This window comes from Clostridium sp. Marseille-Q2269, from assembly GCF_943736985.1.
Lineage (GTDB): Bacteria > Bacillota > Clostridia > Clostridiales > Clostridiaceae > Clostridium_F.
In genome coordinates this window covers 98,609-117,968 of sequence record NZ_CALSFS010000006.1, presented here as the reverse complement: position 1 = coordinate 117,968, position 19,360 = coordinate 98,609, and the positions used below count along the sequence as shown (strand labels likewise).

Below are 19,360 nucleotides of genomic sequence, written 5' to 3'. Positions count from 1 at the left end.
ATTATATTATAATAGTTAATTGTAATATTATTTATTTAAAAACTTAAAAAGGAAGTGTGTAAAATTAATATAAAATCTTTTTTCAGTATAATAACTTCGAAAATAGTATTAAAGCTATGTAAAACACTTTTTAAAGGAGGAACCAACTTTCCAGGGAAAGTTGCTTTAAAATTAGATAGAAAAATATTAAAAACAGTGGCTAAGAATTATAAAATAATTCTTGTTACAGGAACTAACGGGAAAACTACTACAACTAGTATGATATATAATATGCTTAAAGATAGTAATAAATTTGTAATATCAAATAATACTGGTGCAAATATGCTTCCAGGAATAGTTGCTTGCTTTGTAGAAAATTTTTCTTTCAGTAATAAAGAAGAAAAATATGCAATTGTAGAAGTAGATGAAGCAAATGTAAAATTGGTTACGGAATATGTATCTCCAGAAATAATAACTATAACAAACTTATTTAGGGATCAATTGGATAGATATGGTGAAGTTTACACAACTTTAAAAAAAATATTAGAAGGTATAGAGAAATCTCCTAATTCAAAACTTATATTAAATGGAGATGAATCTCTTTTAGGTGATTTAAGCACTTCTCTTCCTAACAAAATTTTATATTATGGTTTTTCACACTTTAAAAATGCTGATACTGTAATAGATGTAAATGCAGACTCAAAATTTTGCAAAAAGTGTAAACATCCATATTCCTACGAATTTTTAACTTACAATCATTTAGGAAGCTATTATTGTGAAAGTTGTGGCTATAAAAGGCCTGACATAACCTTCTCCTTAGATGAAGTTGAAGATTTAACTCCTGAAGGTTCTTTAGTTATAATAGATAATCAAGAATATTACATAAATCAACCTGGATTATACAATGTTTACAATGCCCTATGTGCATATTCTCTAGCTAAAACATTAGGTATAGAAAAATCTATCATATTTAATTCACTAAAAAGTCAGAAAAGCAGTTTTGGTAGACAAGAAACTATAAATATAGAAGGTAAAGATGTTAAAATAATATTAGTTAAAAACCCCGCTGGATATGACCAAGCTATAAATACTATAGTTTTAGATAAAAGAAAAATTAATCTGGCCCTACTATTAAATGATAACTATGCAGATGGTAGAGATGTATCTTGGATATGGGATGTTAAGTTTGAAAAACTAAATTCTTTAAATATAGATAATGTATTAGTATCAGGTGTTAGATTATATGATATGGCCATAAGATTAAAAATATGTGGTCTTTCATATGATAAATTCAAACTTTCTCTAAACTATGAAAATTTATTAGAAGATATAAAAAGCTGTAAAGAAGAAACTGTATATATTTTAGCTACATATACAGCTATGACATCCTTTAGAAAATTCTTGAATTCTAAAGGTTATATAAAAAAACTATGGTAATTTTCATATAAAATAATTTGAATCAAATATTTTAATAATATAAAAAGAAGGTGAAATACATGGAACTTAATATATGTCATCTATACCCTGATTTATTGAATGTGTATGGAGATATAGGTAATATTTTAGTATTGAAATATAGAGCGGAACAAAGAGGCATAAAATTAAATGTATCAAATATTTCTGTTAATGATGAATTTCCTGTAGATAACTGTGATATAGCTTTATTTGGTGGTGGCCAAGATTATGAGCAATCCATAGTTTCACAAGATATGATGAAAACTAAAAAAGATGATCTTAGTAGATATATAGAGCAAGGTAAAGTTTTATTGGCTATATGTGGAGGATATCAATTATTAGGTAAATATTATACCACTCCAGAAGGTGAAAAACTTGAAGGGCTAAATATATTAGATATATACACTGAAGGTGGAAGCACTAGATTTATAGGAAATACAGTAATAAAAAATGAGGAATTTAATGAAACCTATGTAGGTTTTGAAAATCATTCTGGAAGAACTTATATAGGAAATTTAAAACCTTTAGGATCTGTTATAGCTGGTTATGGTAATAACGGTGAAGATAAGCAAGAAGGTTGTATTTACAAAAATACATTCGGAACTTATTTTCATGGTTCTCTACTTTCTAAAAATCCTGAATTAGCAGATAGACTACTTTCTATTGCAATAAAAAATAAATATGATGAAGATATAGAACTAGAACCTTTAGATGATAAGCTAGAATTTAAAGCAAAAGAATTTATAATAAATAGAGAAAGTAAATCATAATATAATAAAATTACGACATAACAGACTTTAAAGGATTAAAATTAAAACAAGGAATACTTTTAGTCAATAGATAGCTATAAAAATAAAGAATACTAATATTTGTATCCTGGGATTTAAGCTAACGACCTAATGCCACTTCCTGTGGCAACTAGGCCTAAGTAAACGTCCTGTTTACTTTACGCTTAAATCTTAGTTTACAAATAAAGTATTCTAATTATTTTTCTAGATATCTATTTTCCCTAAAAGTACTCCTTGTTTTAATCCACTTAAAGACTGTTATATAAATTTTTAGTCTCACATAAATATTTTAAATTTAAATATAAAATAATTTGCGTAGCCAGGAAATTAATCCATAGGAAATTTCATTGCTAACGCATAAATATTTAGTATTAATAATACTTGTATAAATTTCATAAATCATATATTTCTCTGGCATGCTACGCATTAATTTTCTAACTAAAAATTTTTTAAGCCTTTTTAAATAATAAAAATAATTGAAAGTTTGTAATAGATTTAAATATCTTTATAAGTCTAAAATACTTTTATAAATAAAAATACAATTGTAGATTTTACGTAACAAAGAGGAGTAAAATCCTCCTTTGCACTTCCTATTCCACATAAAATTACGTTTAAATAGTTATACTATCTTTCCTTAGATTAAAAAATTGGGATAAGTGGCGTAAAAAGGCATTTAAACAAAATTAGAATCTCTTATTGAAGTGAATTGCCTTTCAAGCCACATATCCCTTTTTTTAATCTAAGGTAGTTACTTTTACGTCGCAATTTTATTATATTCTTTCTATAATTATTGAATCACCTTTTACATCTACGCCTACAGTAGTTCCTTCATATATATTTCCTGCTATGATTTGTCTTGCTATTTCTGTTTCTATGGCATCTTCTATATATCTCTTTAGTGGCCTTGCACCATATATTGGATCATACCCTTCCTTTGCCATAACCTCTTTAGCTCTATCTGTGATTTTAATATTTATATTTTTATCTTTAAGTCTTTTTCTTATATCTTCTAAGAATATATCTATTATTTTCTTAATATCTTCTACAGTAAGAGGTTTAAACATTATAATATCATCTATTCTATTTAAAAATTCTGGTTTAAATCTTCCTTTTAAAGCTTCTTTTACTCTTGCTCTTACACTTTCATCTATTCCCTCTTTACTTTCATTATCTAATAAATAGTTACTTCCCAAATTAGAAGTCATTATAATTATAGTATTTTTAAAATCTATAACCTTTCCTTTATTATCTGTAAGTCTTCCATCATCTAATATTTGTAGGAATATATTAAATACATCATCATGAGCTTTTTCTATCTCATCAAACAATATAACGCTATAAGGCTTTCTTCTAACAGCCTCTGTTAATTGTCCTCCCTCTTCATATCCTACATATCCTGGCGGAGCTCCTATAAGTCTTGAAACTGAATACTTCTCCATATATTCGGACATATCTATTCTTATAATGTTTTCTTCAGTATCAAATAAAGTTCTGGCTAAAGTCTTTGCAAGTTCTGTTTTTCCCACTCCTGTAGGTCCTAAGAATATAAATGATCCTATTGGTTTTCTTGGGTCTTTTAATCCAGCTCTAGCTCTTATAACTGCATTAGTCACTGCTTTTACTGCTTCTTTTTGACCTATTACTCTAGTTTCTAGTTGATCTCCTAATTGTAATAGTTTTTGTCTTTCAGTCTCAACTAATCTTGTTACAGGTATACCAGTCCATTTAGAAATTATTTGAGAAATTTCATGTTCTGTAACCTCTTCTTTTAACATTGCATTTCCATTACTATTTTCTTTTATTAACTTTTCTCTCTCTTCTATTTCCTTTTGAAGAGTTGGTATTAAACCATACTTTAATTCTGCCACTTTATTTAAATCATATTCTCTTTCCGCTTTTTCCATTTGTCCTTTTACATCATCTAATTGTGCTTTTAAATCTCTTATTTTTGTTATATGAGATTTTTCATTTTCATATTTAGCTGTCATTTCTTTATCTTTTTCTTTTAATTCACTTAGTTCCTCCTCTAAGGCTTTCAATCTTTCTTTGGAGGATGCATCTCTTTCTTTAGATAATGCTTCTTTTTCTATTTCTAACTGAAATATTTTTCTTTTTATAGAATCCATCTCTGTTGGCATACTGTCTATATCTGTTCTTATCATTGCACAAGCTTCATCTATTAAATCTATTGCTTTATCTGGAAGATATCTATCTGTAATATATCTACTAGAAAGCTTAGCTGCAGCCACAATAGCAGAATCATGTATTCTTATTCCATGATATATTTCAAATCTTTCTTTAAGACCCCTTAGTATAGATACTGTATCTTCTACTGTAGGTTCATCTGTTATTACAGGTTGGAATCTTCTCTCTAAGGCTTTATCTTTTTCTATATATTGTCTATACTCATCAAAGGTAGTAGCTCCTATACAATGAAGTTCTCCTCTTGCAAGCATAGGTTTTATTAAATTACCTGCATCCATAGATCCTTCTGTTTTTCCTGCGCCTACTATAGTGTGAATTTCATCTATAAATAAAATTATTCTTCCTTCACTATTTTGAACTTCTTTTAATACTGCTTTTAATCTTTCTTCAAATTCTCCTCTATATTTTGCACCTGCAATAAGTGCTCCCATATCTAAAGAAAATATTATTTTGTTTTTTAAACTTTCAGGTATGTCTCCTCTAACAATTCTCTCTGCTAATCCCTCTACTATAGCAGTCTTACCTACTCCTGGCTCTCCAATAAGTACTGGATTATTCTTAGTTCTTCTAGATAAAATTCTTACTACTCTTCTTATTTCTTCATCTCTTCCTATAACAGGATCTAATTTATGTTTTTTAGCTTCTTCAACTAAATTTCTACCATACTTAACTAAAGCTTCATAAGTACCTTCAGGATCTTGACTATCAACCCTTTGACTTCCTCTAATAGCTGATAGTGCCTTTAAAACCTCTGATTTTTTCACTCCAAATTTCTCTAATATTGAACCAACATTATTTTTATCCACATCCATTATGCCCAGTAAAACATGTTCAACACTTATATATGAATCTTTGAATTCTTTTGCTATACTCTCTGCCTTTACAAAAACCTCTTCAAATCTTCTAGTAGGATATACAGAAGATGATTGAGCTCCTTCCCCCAATACTTTAGGCATATTATCTAACACTTTATTGGTTTCAGCATTAATATCTCTTATATTTATACCCAATTTACCTAATATATTAGGTATTAAACCATCATCTTGAGAAATTAATGCTGAAAATAAATGTATAGTATCAATCTGCTGATGATTATATTTTACTGCAACAAGTTGAGAATCATTTATAGCTTGCTGTACTTTTAAAGTTAGTTTTTCAATATCCATAATATTACCTCCTCTTTTAAATGTTACAGAATTGATTTTTATAAAAATAAAATATCCCTTCATATTAAATATTTTCAAAAATTGATTTAATATGCATGGATTATTTAATTACTATTATATTCAAAAAAATTCTATTTTCAAGAGGGTTGTAAAAAAATTATAAAGTTCAGTTATCCCTTATATTCTCTAATTTATTGATAATAATATTCATTTTTTCATTTATATCTTTGTTTTTGTTAACAAAATATTTAATATTTTTATATTAAATAACTCTCTTATAACTTAGAATTAAAGACATTTACATAAAATTAAAGACTCTTTATTATCTTAAAATATATTTATATATTAAATTATTATCTATCATTCAGATAACTATAACAATTTAATAATATATTAAAAAATAAATTAGAGTCTTTTATAAGTTAAGTATAAAAATTTTTATTGTATGCTACTTTATAATAGATAAATTTAGGTAGCACATTAATTTTACATAGTCTTTTGGAATATTTTTAATAAACGCAAATAATGATTTGCTTCACGTAAAGTATGATCACCTAATAATGGTATTATTATAGATCTAATCTTACAATCTACCAGTCCTTCAGTTCCTTGTGCCTTAAATTTGCTTATTTCTATAGTTGCTTTAAGACTATCTTCTGTAACTTCCGAAATTGGCATTGTCTTATCCATAGCTTCTTTTGCTTCTTTAGTTAACTTATCAAATTCATTTCCAAAATTATTTGCTATATTTATAAGCTCATTCTCAGTTGGATCAAGAAGACCACGAATAAATTTTGAATGTTCAGCCATTATTCTGTTCCAGAAACTCTCTTGCTCATAAGCTTCTTTTTCTAAATTGATTTCCTCACGATTTTGTAGTCTTTTAACTAACTGAAAATAAAATTTTGCTTCTCTTAAAATATGATCTATAAGTAAAGGATAATTAGTAGTAAATATTCTACAACATAAAACATCTGATAATAACTTAGTTTTAAACTGTGCTAAAGCTTTAGTTAATCTCATTGACCTTTCATTAAGCATGGATACTCTTCTCTCAATCATAGAATTATCTATCATTGAACTATCAGCCATTAATCTTTTCTCCATTTCAGTAAGACTAGTTGGTATATTAACTCCTGTAAAATAAGCTGAGGCCATTTCTGCTTTTAATGTAAAAGGCGTTACTATTTCACCTGACTGCAATACACTTTTACTAATAACTCCATTAGAAAGACATATAGTATCAGCTAAAAGTCTATCAAATTCTATTCTAAAGACATTAGCTTGTTGAATCCAACTATAGTCTTTTTGTGTAAAGCCTATTTGTAGAAAGAAAGAGTGCTCTTTCATGATTCTTGCAAAAAAAAGATGTAATTCCAATGATTGTCGTATAAACTCACGTCTAGATAGCATATTAAGTTCTCCTTAAAAAATTTATATCCGCTATCATTATATTAATTGAATACACAAAAGATTACTTTTATCCCGTAGCTATATAAGGTTTATATACAATCTGCAAAAAACTATATAACAAGTTCACATTCCCCTGTAAATTCATTAATCACCCCTAATACAGTTCATAAAAATATTCTACATAAGGTTTAATTATCTTCTTTATTCTCTAATTTTTTCATAATGATATCTAATTTTTTATCCATCCCTTTATTCCTTTTGATAAAATGCTTAAGACTTTGAATTGCTTTAAATATTGTTTTTTATAATTAGAAACATTAAAACTAAATTAATAACTAAAGCAATTATACTTGCATAATTTATCTCCATAAAAATAATCTCCTACCTTATAATTACAACACCTGCATTTAAATCTATTAAAATAATAAATACTTTTAGAGAAAATAGATATTTAGAAAAATAATAAGAATACTTTATTTGTGAACTAATATTTAAGCGTAAAGTAAACAGGACGGTTACTTAGATCTGTTGCCACAGGACGTGGCATTAGAGCGTTAGCTTAAATATTAGGGCACAAATATTAGTATTCTTTATTTTTATAGCTATCTATTGAACAAAAGTATTTCTTATTTTAATTATGGCCCTTTAAACGCTTATAAAGCATAATTTTCTTATATACTAAAGTTTTTTCGAAAGCTTGATTGCTAAATTAAAATATTTTATAGACTCTCCTATTTGATCCATTTTATGATACATATTTCCCATTTTCATATATCTTTCATATATTTCTTGTTTTGTACCAAATTTTAATATGGAGTCTAAAGAAAGATTCATATACATTTCAGCAGTATCTAAACTACCTTGTTTTTCTAAAATTATAGCCTTATAATAATAAGCTTTTTCTATGAATCTTATATTATTTATTTTTATAGCATAATTTAATATTTCATCTGATATTTCTTGAGCTCTATATAGAACATCATTTTTTAATAATACTTTCATAATATCTAGCATAAAAGATACAAAATGTCTTGTATTATTTTTAGGATATGAATCTAAAGCTTTATTTATATAACTTGTTGCTTTATCCTTCTCCCCTATATCAAACATAGCTGTAGCATATTTAAAAGTAGCATCTGCCTTATAAATCAAATCATTCCCATATAACATATATGACTTTTCTTCATAGTTTTCAAATTTATTTCTATCCAATCTTAAAGATAATATAGCCAATATCTTATAAACTTCTGCCTTTTTAATATTACTATCTAAGAAATCTATTAAGTCTATAAGGTTAACTGCTATTTCATAAGCTTTCTCAAATTCTTTTAATCTTATATAACATGCCGCTTCATCATATGTAGCTTCAGATAATAAAATATAGTTATCCTTTTCGTGCGCAATTTTTCTAATACTCCTATAATAACTAGCTGCTTCTATGTACTCATTAGTTTCAAAGAAAAACTTAGCAATATCCATATAATAAATTATTTTATTTTCATCTATACCAGATTTTAGCCAGTAATCATAATACTTAGATATTATAAGCTGTAGTTTTTCTATTTCACTATTTTCTAAATAATGATTAAATAACATATGTATTATATAAAACGCTATATGATAGTATTTGTATTCCTCTGCATACTTTAAATTATACTCTAAAGTTTTCTCATATTCTGATGGATTTTTACTATCCTTAAGTTTGTCAATATTATCTAAAAGTTGCTCTTTTACTCCAGCTTTTAGGTATTTAATATCTATTTCTAATTTTTCTGATATAATTTTTAATATTTCACTATCTGGTCTTATCTTGTCATTTTCTATACAACTCATTTTAGATACAGATATAGTATCCCCACATAATTCTTTTAAGGTATAACCTTTATAAACCCTTGCTCTTTTTATTTTTTGCCCTACAGAAAGTATTTCCATAAAATCTCACCCATCCACAAAATAAATCTAGTTACATGTCCTTTAACAATCCTACTTCCTTGAACATTTCTACCCCTTCATTTAGATATTTAGCTGCTTCTTTGTCATTCCCATTATCTATATAGAATTTACCTATTATTATGGATATTTCTCCTATTCTCCCTTTATTTTCCATGTTTTTAACAAAGTTTAATGCCCTTAAAAGCGTTCTTTCTGCTTCTTCTAAATCACCTTGCAGAAGTTCTACTCTATGCTTTAATAAATAATAATCTACTAAAGCTATTTCATTTCCATTTTCTAAATTATTCATTATTTCATCTAATATTAATTTACAATTATGAATATCCTTTTGTTTTATATAATTTTCACATATATTTATAAGAGTTTCTATAATTAACGGATCTTTGTTAGACTCTCTTATTTCCTTTGCTCTATTAAAATGTACAAAGGATTCCTCTAAATTATCAAATTCATAGAACAACTTGCCTAAATTATTTTCTATTTTAGAAGTATATAATATATCATCTACATCTTTAAATATACTTAATGCCTTTTCAGAATATCTTATAGCTCTATCCATTTCACCTTTTTCGCTATATTGTTGAGATAAAAGTAAAAGAGAGTTAGCATATTCTTTTTTATTGTTTAGTTGTCTATATTTTTCCTTTGCTAAATAAGAGTAATCTATGGCTTTATTTATATTATCTAACTTAAAATATGTATAAGCTATATGATAATATATCTCTGCTAAAAGATCATCATTTCCTATATCATGATCGCTATACACCTTTTCTGCTTGTTGAAAATAACTGCAAGAAGAATGGTAGGCCTTTAATATTATTGTTATTTTTCCTAAATTAACAAAAGCATTTACTATTTCCTCATAGTTATTATTTTTAATAAATATTACATTTGCAGATAAAAGATATTGCTGTGCAACAGACAGATCTCCTTTATGTGTGTATATAAGTCCTCTTAAATAAAGATTTCTAGCTTTTCTATATTCTAAATTATATTTTTCAGCATAATAAAGAGATTTTTCTATATATTGTTCTGCTATATTTACGTTATCATTTATAATATGAGATTCTGCTATATTTTCATAATATTTGCATATTTTTTCAGCTTGAGTATCTTCAGATTCCATAAAATATTCTATAGATGTATTTAAAGTGTTTGCTAAATATTCTAATAAGTCCATACTAGGATTTGATTTACCTGATTCTACAAGGCTTATTTGCCCTGGAGTTATTCTAGCTCCAGCTAAATCCTTCAAAGTCATATTTAATTCTTTTCTTCTTCTTTTAATCTTTTCCCCCAAAGAAAGTATCTCCATACGTATCTTCCTCGCTATTAATATAGTTAAATTTTTTTATACTTTTTATAAACTCATTATAACATATTTTTTCAATTAGGATAAATTTTTTATAAAAGTAATTACATATTTTTTCAAATTTATTTATGATTTTTGCATTTATTGTATATAAAAAGATTTGGGGATTTCCCCAAACCTTTTTATCTCATCATACCTCTCATATTTCCCATCATGTTGCCTGCCATTCCCATCATAGTCATACTTGTTCTTTTTATTTTTCTTCTAGTTCCTCTATCTAGTTGAGGCACCATTAACATACCTACAGTTGCACCGATAATAGCACCTGTAGTCATACCTGATAAAAATCTATTGCTCATATTCTACACTCTCCTTTATTTACTTTTAACATCAAATATAGGATATGCATTTTTATAAAATATTAAACATCAAATTCATCCATAGCTTCATTTGCTAATTTATCGCATCTATTGTTATATTCATTATCACTATGTCCTTTTACTTTTATAAATTTAACAGAATGTTTCTTTAGCAATTCATCTAATCTTTCCCACAATTCTTTATTTTTAACTGGAGATTTAGATGCAGTTTTCCAATTATTCTTTTTCCAATTATCCAGCCATTTCTGATTTATAGCATTTATAACATAGGCAGAATCACTATAAAGTTCTACCATGCAACCTTCCTTTAACAAAGAAAGTGCTTCTACCACTGCAGATAATTCCATAATATTATTAGTTGTATTTTTAAAAGCTTTTTTTATTTCTTTTTTATGCTCACCATACATTAAAACTATTCCATAAGCACCTATTGTATTCTCTTGACCATTTCCTCGACAGGCTCCATCAGTGTATATTATTACTTTTTTCATCTACAGCTGCCACCTCCTCATAAGATGTAATATGTTCTTCTGTATTTATTTTTGTTTTTATTTTACCGTGAGATTTTTTCTTTACAAAATTTATAATATTATTAATAAAATTAACAAGCACCTTAACATTTTCTGTTCCTATTATATTAGAAACATATCCTAACACTTGCTTTACCAAAAATATTATATTACCCTTTCCTTCCCAATTTTCTAAAATAACATTCTCTGGTACTTCCTCTATTATTTTATTCAATCCAAAAAACACCACAGCAAAATCATCAATTTTACCTATAAAAGGTATAAAGGAAGGAATTATATCTACAGGACTAACTAAGTAACTCAATACTGCAACTACAAGAGCTTTAGTTTTTGCATCAACCCTTTTATCTTTGAGTAATCTATACAAAAGTACAGTTATATCTGGTATAAGCATAGAGTATTCAAAAAACTTATTATATTTATTTGGCACTTTAAACTTTAAATTTTTTCTTGCATGTGAATAACCATCTTTTCTTTTATATATAGGTTCATACTTCTTATTTAAATAAAATTTTTCTTTTTCTACTTTTTCTTCTACTTTTTCATTTTCTTTGGAATAAATTATATTATCTACAAAAACATCTATGTATCCATTATATAAATTTATCTTATGTATTTTAAAATAAACATATGGTATCTTTTTAGATAGTATATCCAAATCCACTCTTATATTTTCTTTATTAACATTTATACCGTACTCTTTAAAATTGTTCAATGATAATTTTAAAGCTAATTTTTTTATTATATTAATCACGTGCAATTTCATTACTTTAACTTTAAATATTCTTATATTAATAGTGTTGTTATCCACACTACCCAAAGCTAATTTAGCAAAAAAAGGCACAGGAACTCCTTTAGTATAAGATCCTCTCACCTCTATAAAATCTCCAAGAGAAACACTCTCAATACACAGCCCCTGAACTTTTAAATAATCCTTAATTAAAGTCATTATATCTATTTCTGTTAAAGTAACCTTTACAGATGATACTTTCATCCATTACTTCCCCCTCTATTCTTTCAGTTATAAATAAGTATACACTAAAATTAACCATACTAAAACTAATATAATCATTAGGAATAATTATTAAATATACCAGAAATTACTTTAACAATTTTTATGATAATCATTAGACTGACCTAAAAAAATATTATAGTATTATTATACGACATACAAGTTTAAAATAAATATTAAAATTCCTATTTTTAGAAAGGAGTTACTTGATGAATAAAATTAAAAATAAGATTATTATTTTGCCTATAATAACGGCGATTTTATCTATAGGAGCTATGATTTTCATTAACTTTTATAGTGCTCAAAAATCTTTGAAAGATTATAATCAGTTTTTAAAGGATTTAAATGCAAAAAAAATATCTACAGTATATATGACGGACACTTCTACTATAAAGGTAAGACTAAACTCAAATGAAATCTATGAAACAGACAATCCAAGATCAACTAACTTCAAAGAAAATCTATTAAAAAAAGATGTAAAAATATCAGAAAATCCTCCTGTAACAGCAAAAGAAGTACTTCCTTTAGCATTTTTGGTTATTTCTGCTCTTTCTATAGTTTTTATTGGAGTGAAAAATTCCAATGGTTTTAAAAATAAAACTCGTTCTTCTGTAGATTCTTTAGATGCAGATGTAGTTGAAAATATAAAATTTAATTTTAAAAACGTTGCTGGAAATGAGGAAGCTAAAGAAAGTGTAAAAGATATTGTAGACTTTTTAAAGAATCCTGAAAAATATTCTTCCTATGGTGCTAGAATGCCTAAAGGAATTATTTTATATGGTGACCCTGGTACAGGTAAAACTTTAATGGCAAAGGCTGTGGCTGGAGAAGCTGGAGTTCCTTTTTATGCTATGTCAGGTTCAGACTTTGTACAAATATATGTAGGGGTGGGTGCCAGCCGTATTAGACAATTATTTAAAAAAGCTAAAAGTAAAGGTAAAGCTGTAATATTTATAGATGAAATTGATGCTATTGGTAAAAAAAGATCTAGCACAAAATCTGGCGGTTCTGAGGAAAGAGATCAAACCTTAAATGCCCTTCTTACAGAAATGTCTGGCTTTAATGAAAAAGAAGGTATTATAGTAATGGCAGCTACAAATAGACTAGATATATTAGATGAAGCTTTATTAAGACCCGGTAGATTTGATCGTCATATAGAAGTTAACTTACCAGATGTACTAGCTAGAGAAAAAATTCTTAATCTTCATTTAAAAAATAAGCCTATAGGTAATATAAACATTAAAGATTGGGCCAAAAAAACTGCATATTTCTCTGGAGCTAAACTTGAAAATTTATTAAATGAAGCAGCCATATTAGCTTGTAAAGAAAGTAGTTCTAATATAGAAGATTACCATGTTGATAAGGCTTTCTCTGTAGTACTTGCAGGTCATGAAAAACAAAATAGAGATTATATAAAAATTAAAGATAAAAAAATAACTGCCTACCACGAAATTGGACATGCTTTAATTTCATCTATAGTTCTACCTAAAGAAAAAATATCTAAAGTAACTATAATACCTAGTACAAAGGGTGCTGGTGGATATACCTTAAGTATTCCTGAGGATAATTTATATCAAAGTAAAGAATACTTAAGAAATAGAATAATGGTACTTTTAGGTGGACGTGCCGCAGAAGAAATTATATTTGGAGAAAATCATATAACCACAGGAGCTCATAATGATCTACAACGAAGTACATCTATTGCATATAAAATGGTAACAGAATACGGTATGGGTGAGACTTTAGGTCTACTAAATATGGGAAGCATAAAACATGAGCTAAACATAAATGAAAATAGTATAATTAAGGAATGTAAATCATTGATAGACACCATATATAATGATGTTAAAGATATGCTACTTAAAAACAAAAATCAATTAGATTCATTGTGTGAAAAATTATTAGAAGAGGAGACTCTTTATGAAGAAGACTTTAAATATCTTTTAAAAAATTAGATTACTATTCGGGGCTGTCGCACTAAGAATAAATACTACAATATATTGTGTTAACTTTAAACTATAAAACAATATATTGTGCTTAAATTCTTTAATGCGACAGCCCCTTTTTTATATTTAGAAAAAATTATTTTATTATATCTTCTTATTTTAATGTAAAAACCAATTCATATAAAACAAAATATAACAAATTATAGGTAAAATTAAAAAATTTATGTAACTCTATTAATTTTATAAGTATATTCTTGTGGTTTTTCGTATTAAATATTTAATGTTTTTATGAATCATGCGATTATATATATTATAATTAACTATAAATTAATTACCAAAACACTATAAATTTTCCATAAGGAGGTTCAAAATGAAATTTAATTTTAAAAGTATTAGAACTTTGATTTTATGTACTATTTTACCACTTGCCATATTATCTATGGTTTTTCTATCGCTTCTAAGTTATGCTAACTCAAAGAAATTACTTTCCAGCGAAATAGAAAATAAAATGGAACTTGAAACTCAGTCCATAACTGAAAACATTGAAAAGTCATTATTACAACATAAAGGTTCCTGAAACCCTTTCCAGATCCATAGAGTCTTCAAAAGACATTATGGTTAAAGACACTTATAAAAACTTAGTACAAAATTTTATAAAAACTAATAAGGAAACTTCTGGAGTAGGCATATGGTTTGAGCCCTATAAATTTAACCCTAAAGAAAAATTCTTTGGTCCTTACGCCTTTAGGGATGGTGATAAGATATCTTATACTGATGAGTATAGCGCCGAATCCTATAATTACGTAAACTATGATTGGTATAAGATAGGTAAAACGTCAACTCAATCTGTTGCTTGGTCAAAACCTTATTTAGATAAAGTTTCTAACACAATTATGGTAACGACTTCTGCACCTTTTAAAGATAAAAATGGTAACTTTTTTGGAGTATGTACTGCTGATATAAATCTAAATAATCTACAAAAAATGGTATCTGATGTTAAAATAGGAAAAACAGGCCGAGCTATATTATTAGATAATGAAGGTACATATATAACAAACCCCAACAAAGATAAAATTATGAAGTCTAATATTACTAAAGAAACTGAAAACGATTTGTCCGCTTTAGGAAAAGAAATGTTATCTAAAAAAGCAGGAAAAGGTACATATCAAGAAGGAACTGAGAAAAAATTGATTTACTATAATCATGTTCCTGAAACTGGATGGGTTATAGCTTTATCCATAGATCAATCAGAAGTTACTGCTCCTTTAAAGCAACTTTTAATAAAAAGTATAGTATTTATATTAATAATACTAGTTTTAATAATTGGATTTGTTTTATGGTTTAGCAATTATCTAACTAAGATTATAAATAAAGTTAATTCATTTTCAGAAACTATCTCTAACGGTGATTTAACTCAATCACTATCTATAGACAGTAAAGATGAATTGGGAGCTATGGGTAAAAATTTAAATAATATGAAGGATACCTTAAATAACATAATAAACAATTTTAATAGGAATCTCAAAGATATAGTTTCTATATCTGAAGAACTATCTACAAGCGCTGAACAAACTCAAAGCGCTTCAGATCAAATAGCACAGACTATGTCTGATATAGCGGATGGAAGTGAAACACAATCAAGAACTTCTGAAGATTCTGTTAGAAATTTAGAAGAAATATATAAAGGTATGGAACAAATATCTAACAATGTTCAGTCTGTTACTAATTATTCTATGACTACTCATAAAAAAGCTGAAGAAGGTAATACAATAGTATCTACTGCTATAGATAAAATGAAAGATATAGAAGAAAGCGTAACAGATTCAACAAATATCGTAAATGCCTTACAGGAAAAATCAAATAATATAGGAAATATAGTTTCTCTAATAACGTCTATAGCTGAACAAACAAATTTATTAGCACTAAATGCTGCTATAGAATCAGCTCGTGCAGGTGAAGCAGGAAAAGGATTTGCAGTGGTTGCAGAAGAGGTGAGAAAATTAGCAGAAGAATCTTCTAGTGCAGCTAAAAGTATTGGAAATATTATAAAAGATGTTCAAAATGATATTAAAAAAGTAGTTAGCTCTATGAAGATTGAAACTGATAATGTTAGTGAAGGAATCACAATAGTACAAGATACTAAAAATTCCTTTACACATATACTATCTGATATTAATAAAGTGTCTAGGGAAATGCAAGATGTATCTGCAGTTGTAGAAGAAATAACGGCTAGTACAGAGACCGTTGTAAATTCTCTAGAAAAAATAAATTTAATAATAAAAGAATCTGGCAATAATACACAAAATGTAGCGGCTTCTGCTGAAGAACAAACAGCTATAATGAAAGAAGTAGCTGAAGTTGCAGTGAAACTTTCTCAGATGTCTTTAAGACTTGAAAAAGATATAAGTATATTTAAAATATAAGTTAGCTTTTCTATATGTAAATTATGTGAAAATAATTAACCAAAACAAGAAATTAAGTTATGATATTTTAAAAAACTAAAAAAATATTAAAATTATCCACATTTAATCTTATTTTTTACATTAATGCTTGAGGAAATTTTTTAATCAACTTCATATATAAGATGTCCCCTATATACTACAGAATGGAAACTCTAATATATAGGGGCATTTTGTTATTTATTATTATATTAACTTGTTGTAATAGTTAAATTTAGCTTACAGAATCATATTTTACACATTAAACCAACGCTAAATATACAAGACCATAAATCTTATTTATAAAATACTCTTTTATTTATTCTTTGAGTATAAAAAAAGAACTAATGTTACAATTACTCCTCCTATTAATCCACCGATATGTCCAAAATTATCCACATTGGGGATAGAAAATCCTAATATTAAGTTAATACCTATAACTGATATTATATTATTTAAAAATTCTTTTCCTCCCCGTTTTCTATTTCTATATGCTATTATCAAAGTAGCTCCTAATATTCCAAATATAGCTCCAGAAGCTCCTATTGAAACTGAAGGTGAAAATACATAGCTAAAATAAGAACTCAATATTCCAGATATAAAATAAATGATTAAATATTTAACTTTACCAAAATACATTTCTACTAAAGGCCCTATTGAATTTAGTGCGTACATATTTAATGCTAAATGTATTAATCCTCCATGTAAAAACATTGCTGTTATTAATCTATAATATTGTCCATTACTTATAAAAGAATTTACCTTTGCCCCTAAAAATACCAATACTTTAATATTACTATTAAATATATTTCCTGATAAAAATGCTGTTATTAAATACATAAAAATGTTTATACCTATTATTGTTTTAGTAATAATCCCACTTTTATCCTTAGAGCCATTATTTTCATTATGATAAATATTTTCTTTCTGCTTTGGCACTCTTACTATGTCCTCTACAATGCCTCTAGTATCTTCTCCTGCATAAACTATATTTCTGTTATTATAATCTAGTATAAAAGAACTGTCTTTAATTAAATTACTATCCAAAAAATCAATAAAAGTATTATTTATTTCTTTATCAATTAATATAGCTATATTTAAATTTATAGGTTTATCTAAAAATAAAGACTGAATATATTCTTTTATGTATTGTCTATTTAAATCCTTTACTTTAAGATAACTAGAAAAAATTAATACTTCATAGAAATCATCCTTATCCTTTACAGCTATCCAATCACTTTCTAAGCCTGCATTTGTATTAATATCCATAACATTATAATTTTCTGTTCTCATAAGTTTATCTATAATGCTTTTTATAAATTTATCTATAACAATCACTTCCTAATAAAAATAATTATTTTAAAATATTCTTTAAAAATACTTATCTATATTAACCAATATATATTATTATACACATAAGCACAACATAAAATTTGAATTATATGTTGTGCTTTATTTATTGAAAATATTTACATTACCATTGATCTTATTACTAAGTTTGGATACTTAAGTAAATCTATCTGATAAAAACTATTCATATTATCATCTTTAAAAATTCTAACTATAGGCCTATCTGGAAATCCTTTGTTTTGATTTATTACATAGCCTTCCTTATTATTTGATAGTCTAATCCTACAACCTAAAGGATATATAGCAAATGTATTTTTAAAAGTTTTAACTAAATCTTCATCAAACATAGTTCCTGATCCAGATAATATAAGCTCATAAGCATCATTAGGGGTAAATTTTTTTCTATAACATCTATCATTACTTATAGCATCATATACATCACATATAGAAACTATTTTTGCATATTTAGAGATATCATTTCTTTTAAGTCCATAAGGATATCCTTTACCATCTATTCTTTCATGATGTTGTTCAACTATTTTTATAACTGTATCAGACATTGTAAAATCTCTTTTTAATATTTCACTACCATAAATAGGATGTCTTTTTATTTCCATAAATTCCTCATCTGTTAAAGGTCCTTTTTTATTTATTATTTTATTAGGTATATTCACTTTTCCTATATCATGTAATATTGCACCTATGCCCACATCTTTTAATTCTTTTTCATTGAGTCCGCTGGACAGACCTATAAATGTAGTCATTATGCACGTATCTAAGCTATGTATATATGTATAATTATCATAAGTTTTAATATCATAAAGACTTCTATTTACATCTCCCATATCCATTATATAATCTATCATTTCTTCTACTTGGCTAAAAGATTTTTTTAAGCTTTTCCCATTACAATCATGTATATTTTTCATAATTTCTGTCATAGATTTCATAGTAGTTTGTTTAAGTTCCATAAGCTTAGGATCATCTATTATTACATCCTCTAATCTTTCATCCTTTATATAAATATAAAAAACACCTAGGTTTCTTAATTTTTGTATGTAATTTGCTGTTAACTTAATCCCAGATTTAAGCAGAACTTGTCCACCTTCTGAAAAAATATTTCTTCCTAAAATATCATTTTCTTTAACTCTATTAATAAATTCAAGTCGCATTGCCATAAACACCTCGTAACCTATATTAATCCACCCAAAATATAACAAATTTAATAAAAATATTATTCCTCATACCATTTTATAAAACTTTGTATGATAAATTAAAATACTGCTTAACACTATCTTATTTATTAAATATATTAAAATAAATACCTTACTATACTCGTATAGCTGGAAACAATGCTTAATACAATTTTAAAATATATGTATTTATTTACTTTTATTTGAAACTAAGGTAAAATTATATTGTATTATATATAT

Annotated in this window: 14 protein-coding genes; 5 read left to right on the top strand and 9 right to left on the bottom strand. The window is 26.4% G+C overall.

What is annotated here, in order from left to right:
* Window positions 1-54: 54 nt before the first annotated feature.
* Both NGI68_RS09445 and NGI68_RS09440 read left to right on the top strand, forming a co-directional pair.
* Window positions 55-1,416 (top strand): Mur ligase family protein, encoded by a 1,362-nt coding sequence (locus tag NGI68_RS09445; protein ID WP_251861226.1) that lies wholly within the window; start codon window positions 55-57, stop codon window positions 1,414-1,416.
* 59 nt (window positions 1,417-1,475) lie between these two features.
* On the top strand, window positions 1,476-2,204 hold the full coding sequence (locus tag NGI68_RS09440; protein WP_251861224.1) for a type 1 glutamine amidotransferase: 729 nt from the start codon (window positions 1,476-1,478) through the stop codon (window positions 2,202-2,204).
* Between the two features lie 788 nt (window positions 2,205-2,992).
* Here the strand turns inward: NGI68_RS09440 and clpB are convergent.
* The 7 genes from clpB to NGI68_RS09405 form a co-directional block, all read right to left on the bottom strand.
* Entirely contained in the window at window positions 2,993-5,593 is a 2,601-nt protein-coding gene (clpB, locus tag NGI68_RS09435; protein ID WP_251861223.1) for an ATP-dependent chaperone ClpB, read from the bottom strand.
* A 486-nt stretch (window positions 5,594-6,079) separates the two neighbouring features.
* Window positions 6,080-7,006 carry a DUF2935 domain-containing protein gene (locus NGI68_RS09430; protein WP_251861222.1) on the bottom strand — a complete coding sequence of 309 codons (927 nt, stop codon included), beginning with the start codon at window positions 7,004-7,006 and terminating at the stop codon, window positions 6,080-6,082.
* Between the two features lie 678 nt (window positions 7,007-7,684).
* Window positions 7,685-8,938 carry a helix-turn-helix domain-containing protein gene (locus NGI68_RS09425; protein ID WP_251861221.1) on the bottom strand — a complete coding sequence of 418 codons (1,254 nt, stop codon included), beginning with the start codon at window positions 8,936-8,938 and terminating at the stop codon, window positions 7,685-7,687.
* A gap of 31 nt (window positions 8,939-8,969) precedes the next feature.
* On the bottom strand, window positions 8,970-10,274 hold the full coding sequence (locus NGI68_RS09420) for a transcriptional regulator (RefSeq protein WP_251861220.1): 1,305 nt from the start codon (window positions 10,272-10,274) through the stop codon (window positions 8,970-8,972).
* Between the two features lie 179 nt (window positions 10,275-10,453).
* Window positions 10,454-10,630 carry a YtxH domain-containing protein gene (locus NGI68_RS09415; protein WP_251861219.1) on the bottom strand — a complete coding sequence of 59 codons (177 nt, stop codon included), beginning with the start codon at window positions 10,628-10,630 and terminating at the stop codon, window positions 10,454-10,456.
* A gap of 62 nt (window positions 10,631-10,692) precedes the next feature.
* The gene (rnhA, locus tag NGI68_RS09410; RefSeq protein WP_251861218.1) at window positions 10,693-11,142 is read right to left on the bottom strand and encodes a ribonuclease HI; all 450 of its coding nucleotides are present in this window, start codon (window positions 11,140-11,142) and stop codon (window positions 10,693-10,695) included.
* Complete coding sequence (locus tag NGI68_RS09405) at window positions 11,117-12,175, bottom strand: YkvA family protein (protein WP_251861217.1); 1,059 nt, start codon at window positions 12,173-12,175, stop codon at window positions 11,117-11,119. The genes rnhA and NGI68_RS09405 overlap by 26 nt, the downstream gene beginning before the upstream one ends.
* A gap of 227 nt (window positions 12,176-12,402) precedes the next feature.
* Here NGI68_RS09405 and ftsH point away from each other — a divergent pair, with 227 nt between their 5' ends.
* The 3 genes from ftsH to NGI68_RS09390 all read left to right on the top strand — a co-directional run bounded on the left by ftsH (window position 12,403) and on the right by NGI68_RS09390 (window position 16,562).
* On the top strand, window positions 12,403-14,148 hold the full coding sequence (gene ftsH / locus NGI68_RS09400) for an ATP-dependent zinc metalloprotease FtsH (RefSeq protein ID WP_251861216.1): 1,746 nt from the start codon (window positions 12,403-12,405) through the stop codon (window positions 14,146-14,148).
* 361 nt (window positions 14,149-14,509) lie between these two features.
* The gene (locus NGI68_RS09395; protein ID WP_251861215.1) at window positions 14,510-14,716 is read left to right on the top strand and encodes a hypothetical protein; all 207 of its coding nucleotides are present in this window, start codon (window positions 14,510-14,512) and stop codon (window positions 14,714-14,716) included.
* Window positions 14,682-16,562 carry a methyl-accepting chemotaxis protein gene (locus NGI68_RS09390; protein WP_251861214.1) on the top strand — a complete coding sequence of 627 codons (1,881 nt, stop codon included), beginning with the start codon at window positions 14,682-14,684 and terminating at the stop codon, window positions 16,560-16,562. Before NGI68_RS09395 ends, NGI68_RS09390 begins: the two co-directional genes overlap by 35 nt.
* Before the next feature lie 330 nt (window positions 16,563-16,892).
* Here NGI68_RS09390 and NGI68_RS09385 read toward each other — a convergent pair whose 3' ends face one another.
* Both NGI68_RS09385 and NGI68_RS09380 read right to left on the bottom strand, forming a co-directional pair.
* Entirely contained in the window at window positions 16,893-17,915 is a 1,023-nt protein-coding gene (locus tag NGI68_RS09385; RefSeq protein ID WP_251861213.1) for a rhomboid family intramembrane serine protease, read from the bottom strand.
* Window positions 17,916-18,046: 131 nt separating this feature from the next.
* A complete protein-coding gene (locus NGI68_RS09380) occupies window positions 18,047-19,105 on the bottom strand; it encodes an HD-GYP domain-containing protein (protein WP_251861212.1) in 1,059 nt (352 codons plus the stop codon).
* Between the last annotated feature and the right edge of the window lie 255 nt (window positions 19,106-19,360).

What these genes read in the sequence shown, in the direction of transcription:
- NGI68_RS09440 (WP_251861224.1), top strand. Translation starts at nt 1,476, where the DNA reads ATGGAACTTAATATATGTCATCTATACCCTGATTTATTGAATGTGTAT.
- clpB (WP_251861223.1), bottom strand. Translation starts at nt 5,593, where the DNA reads ATGGATATTGAAAAACTAACTTTAAAAGTACAGCAAGCTATAAATGAT.
- NGI68_RS09430 (WP_251861222.1), bottom strand. Translation starts at nt 7,006, where the DNA reads ATGCTATCTAGACGTGAGTTTATACGACAATCATTGGAATTACATCTT.
- NGI68_RS09425 (WP_251861221.1), bottom strand. Translation starts at nt 8,938, where the DNA reads ATGGAAATACTTTCTGTAGGGCAAAAAATAAAAAGAGCAAGGGTTTAT.
- NGI68_RS09420 (WP_251861220.1), bottom strand. Translation starts at nt 10,274, where the DNA reads ATGGAGATACTTTCTTTGGGGGAAAAGATTAAAAGAAGAAGAAAAGAA.
- NGI68_RS09415 (WP_251861219.1), bottom strand. Translation starts at nt 10,630, where the DNA reads ATGAGCAATAGATTTTTATCAGGTATGACTACAGGTGCTATTATCGGT.
- rnhA (WP_251861218.1), bottom strand. Translation starts at nt 11,142, where the DNA reads ATGAAAAAAGTAATAATATACACTGATGGAGCCTGTCGAGGAAATGGT.
- NGI68_RS09405 (WP_251861217.1), bottom strand. Translation starts at nt 12,175, where the DNA reads ATGAAAGTATCATCTGTAAAGGTTACTTTAACAGAAATAGATATAATG.
- ftsH (WP_251861216.1), top strand. Translation starts at nt 12,403, where the DNA reads ATGAATAAAATTAAAAATAAGATTATTATTTTGCCTATAATAACGGCG.
- NGI68_RS09395 (WP_251861215.1), top strand. Translation starts at nt 14,510, where the DNA reads ATGAAATTTAATTTTAAAAGTATTAGAACTTTGATTTTATGTACTATT.
- NGI68_RS09380 (WP_251861212.1), bottom strand. Translation starts at nt 19,105, where the DNA reads ATGGCAATGCGACTTGAATTTATTAATAGAGTTAAAGAAAATGATATT.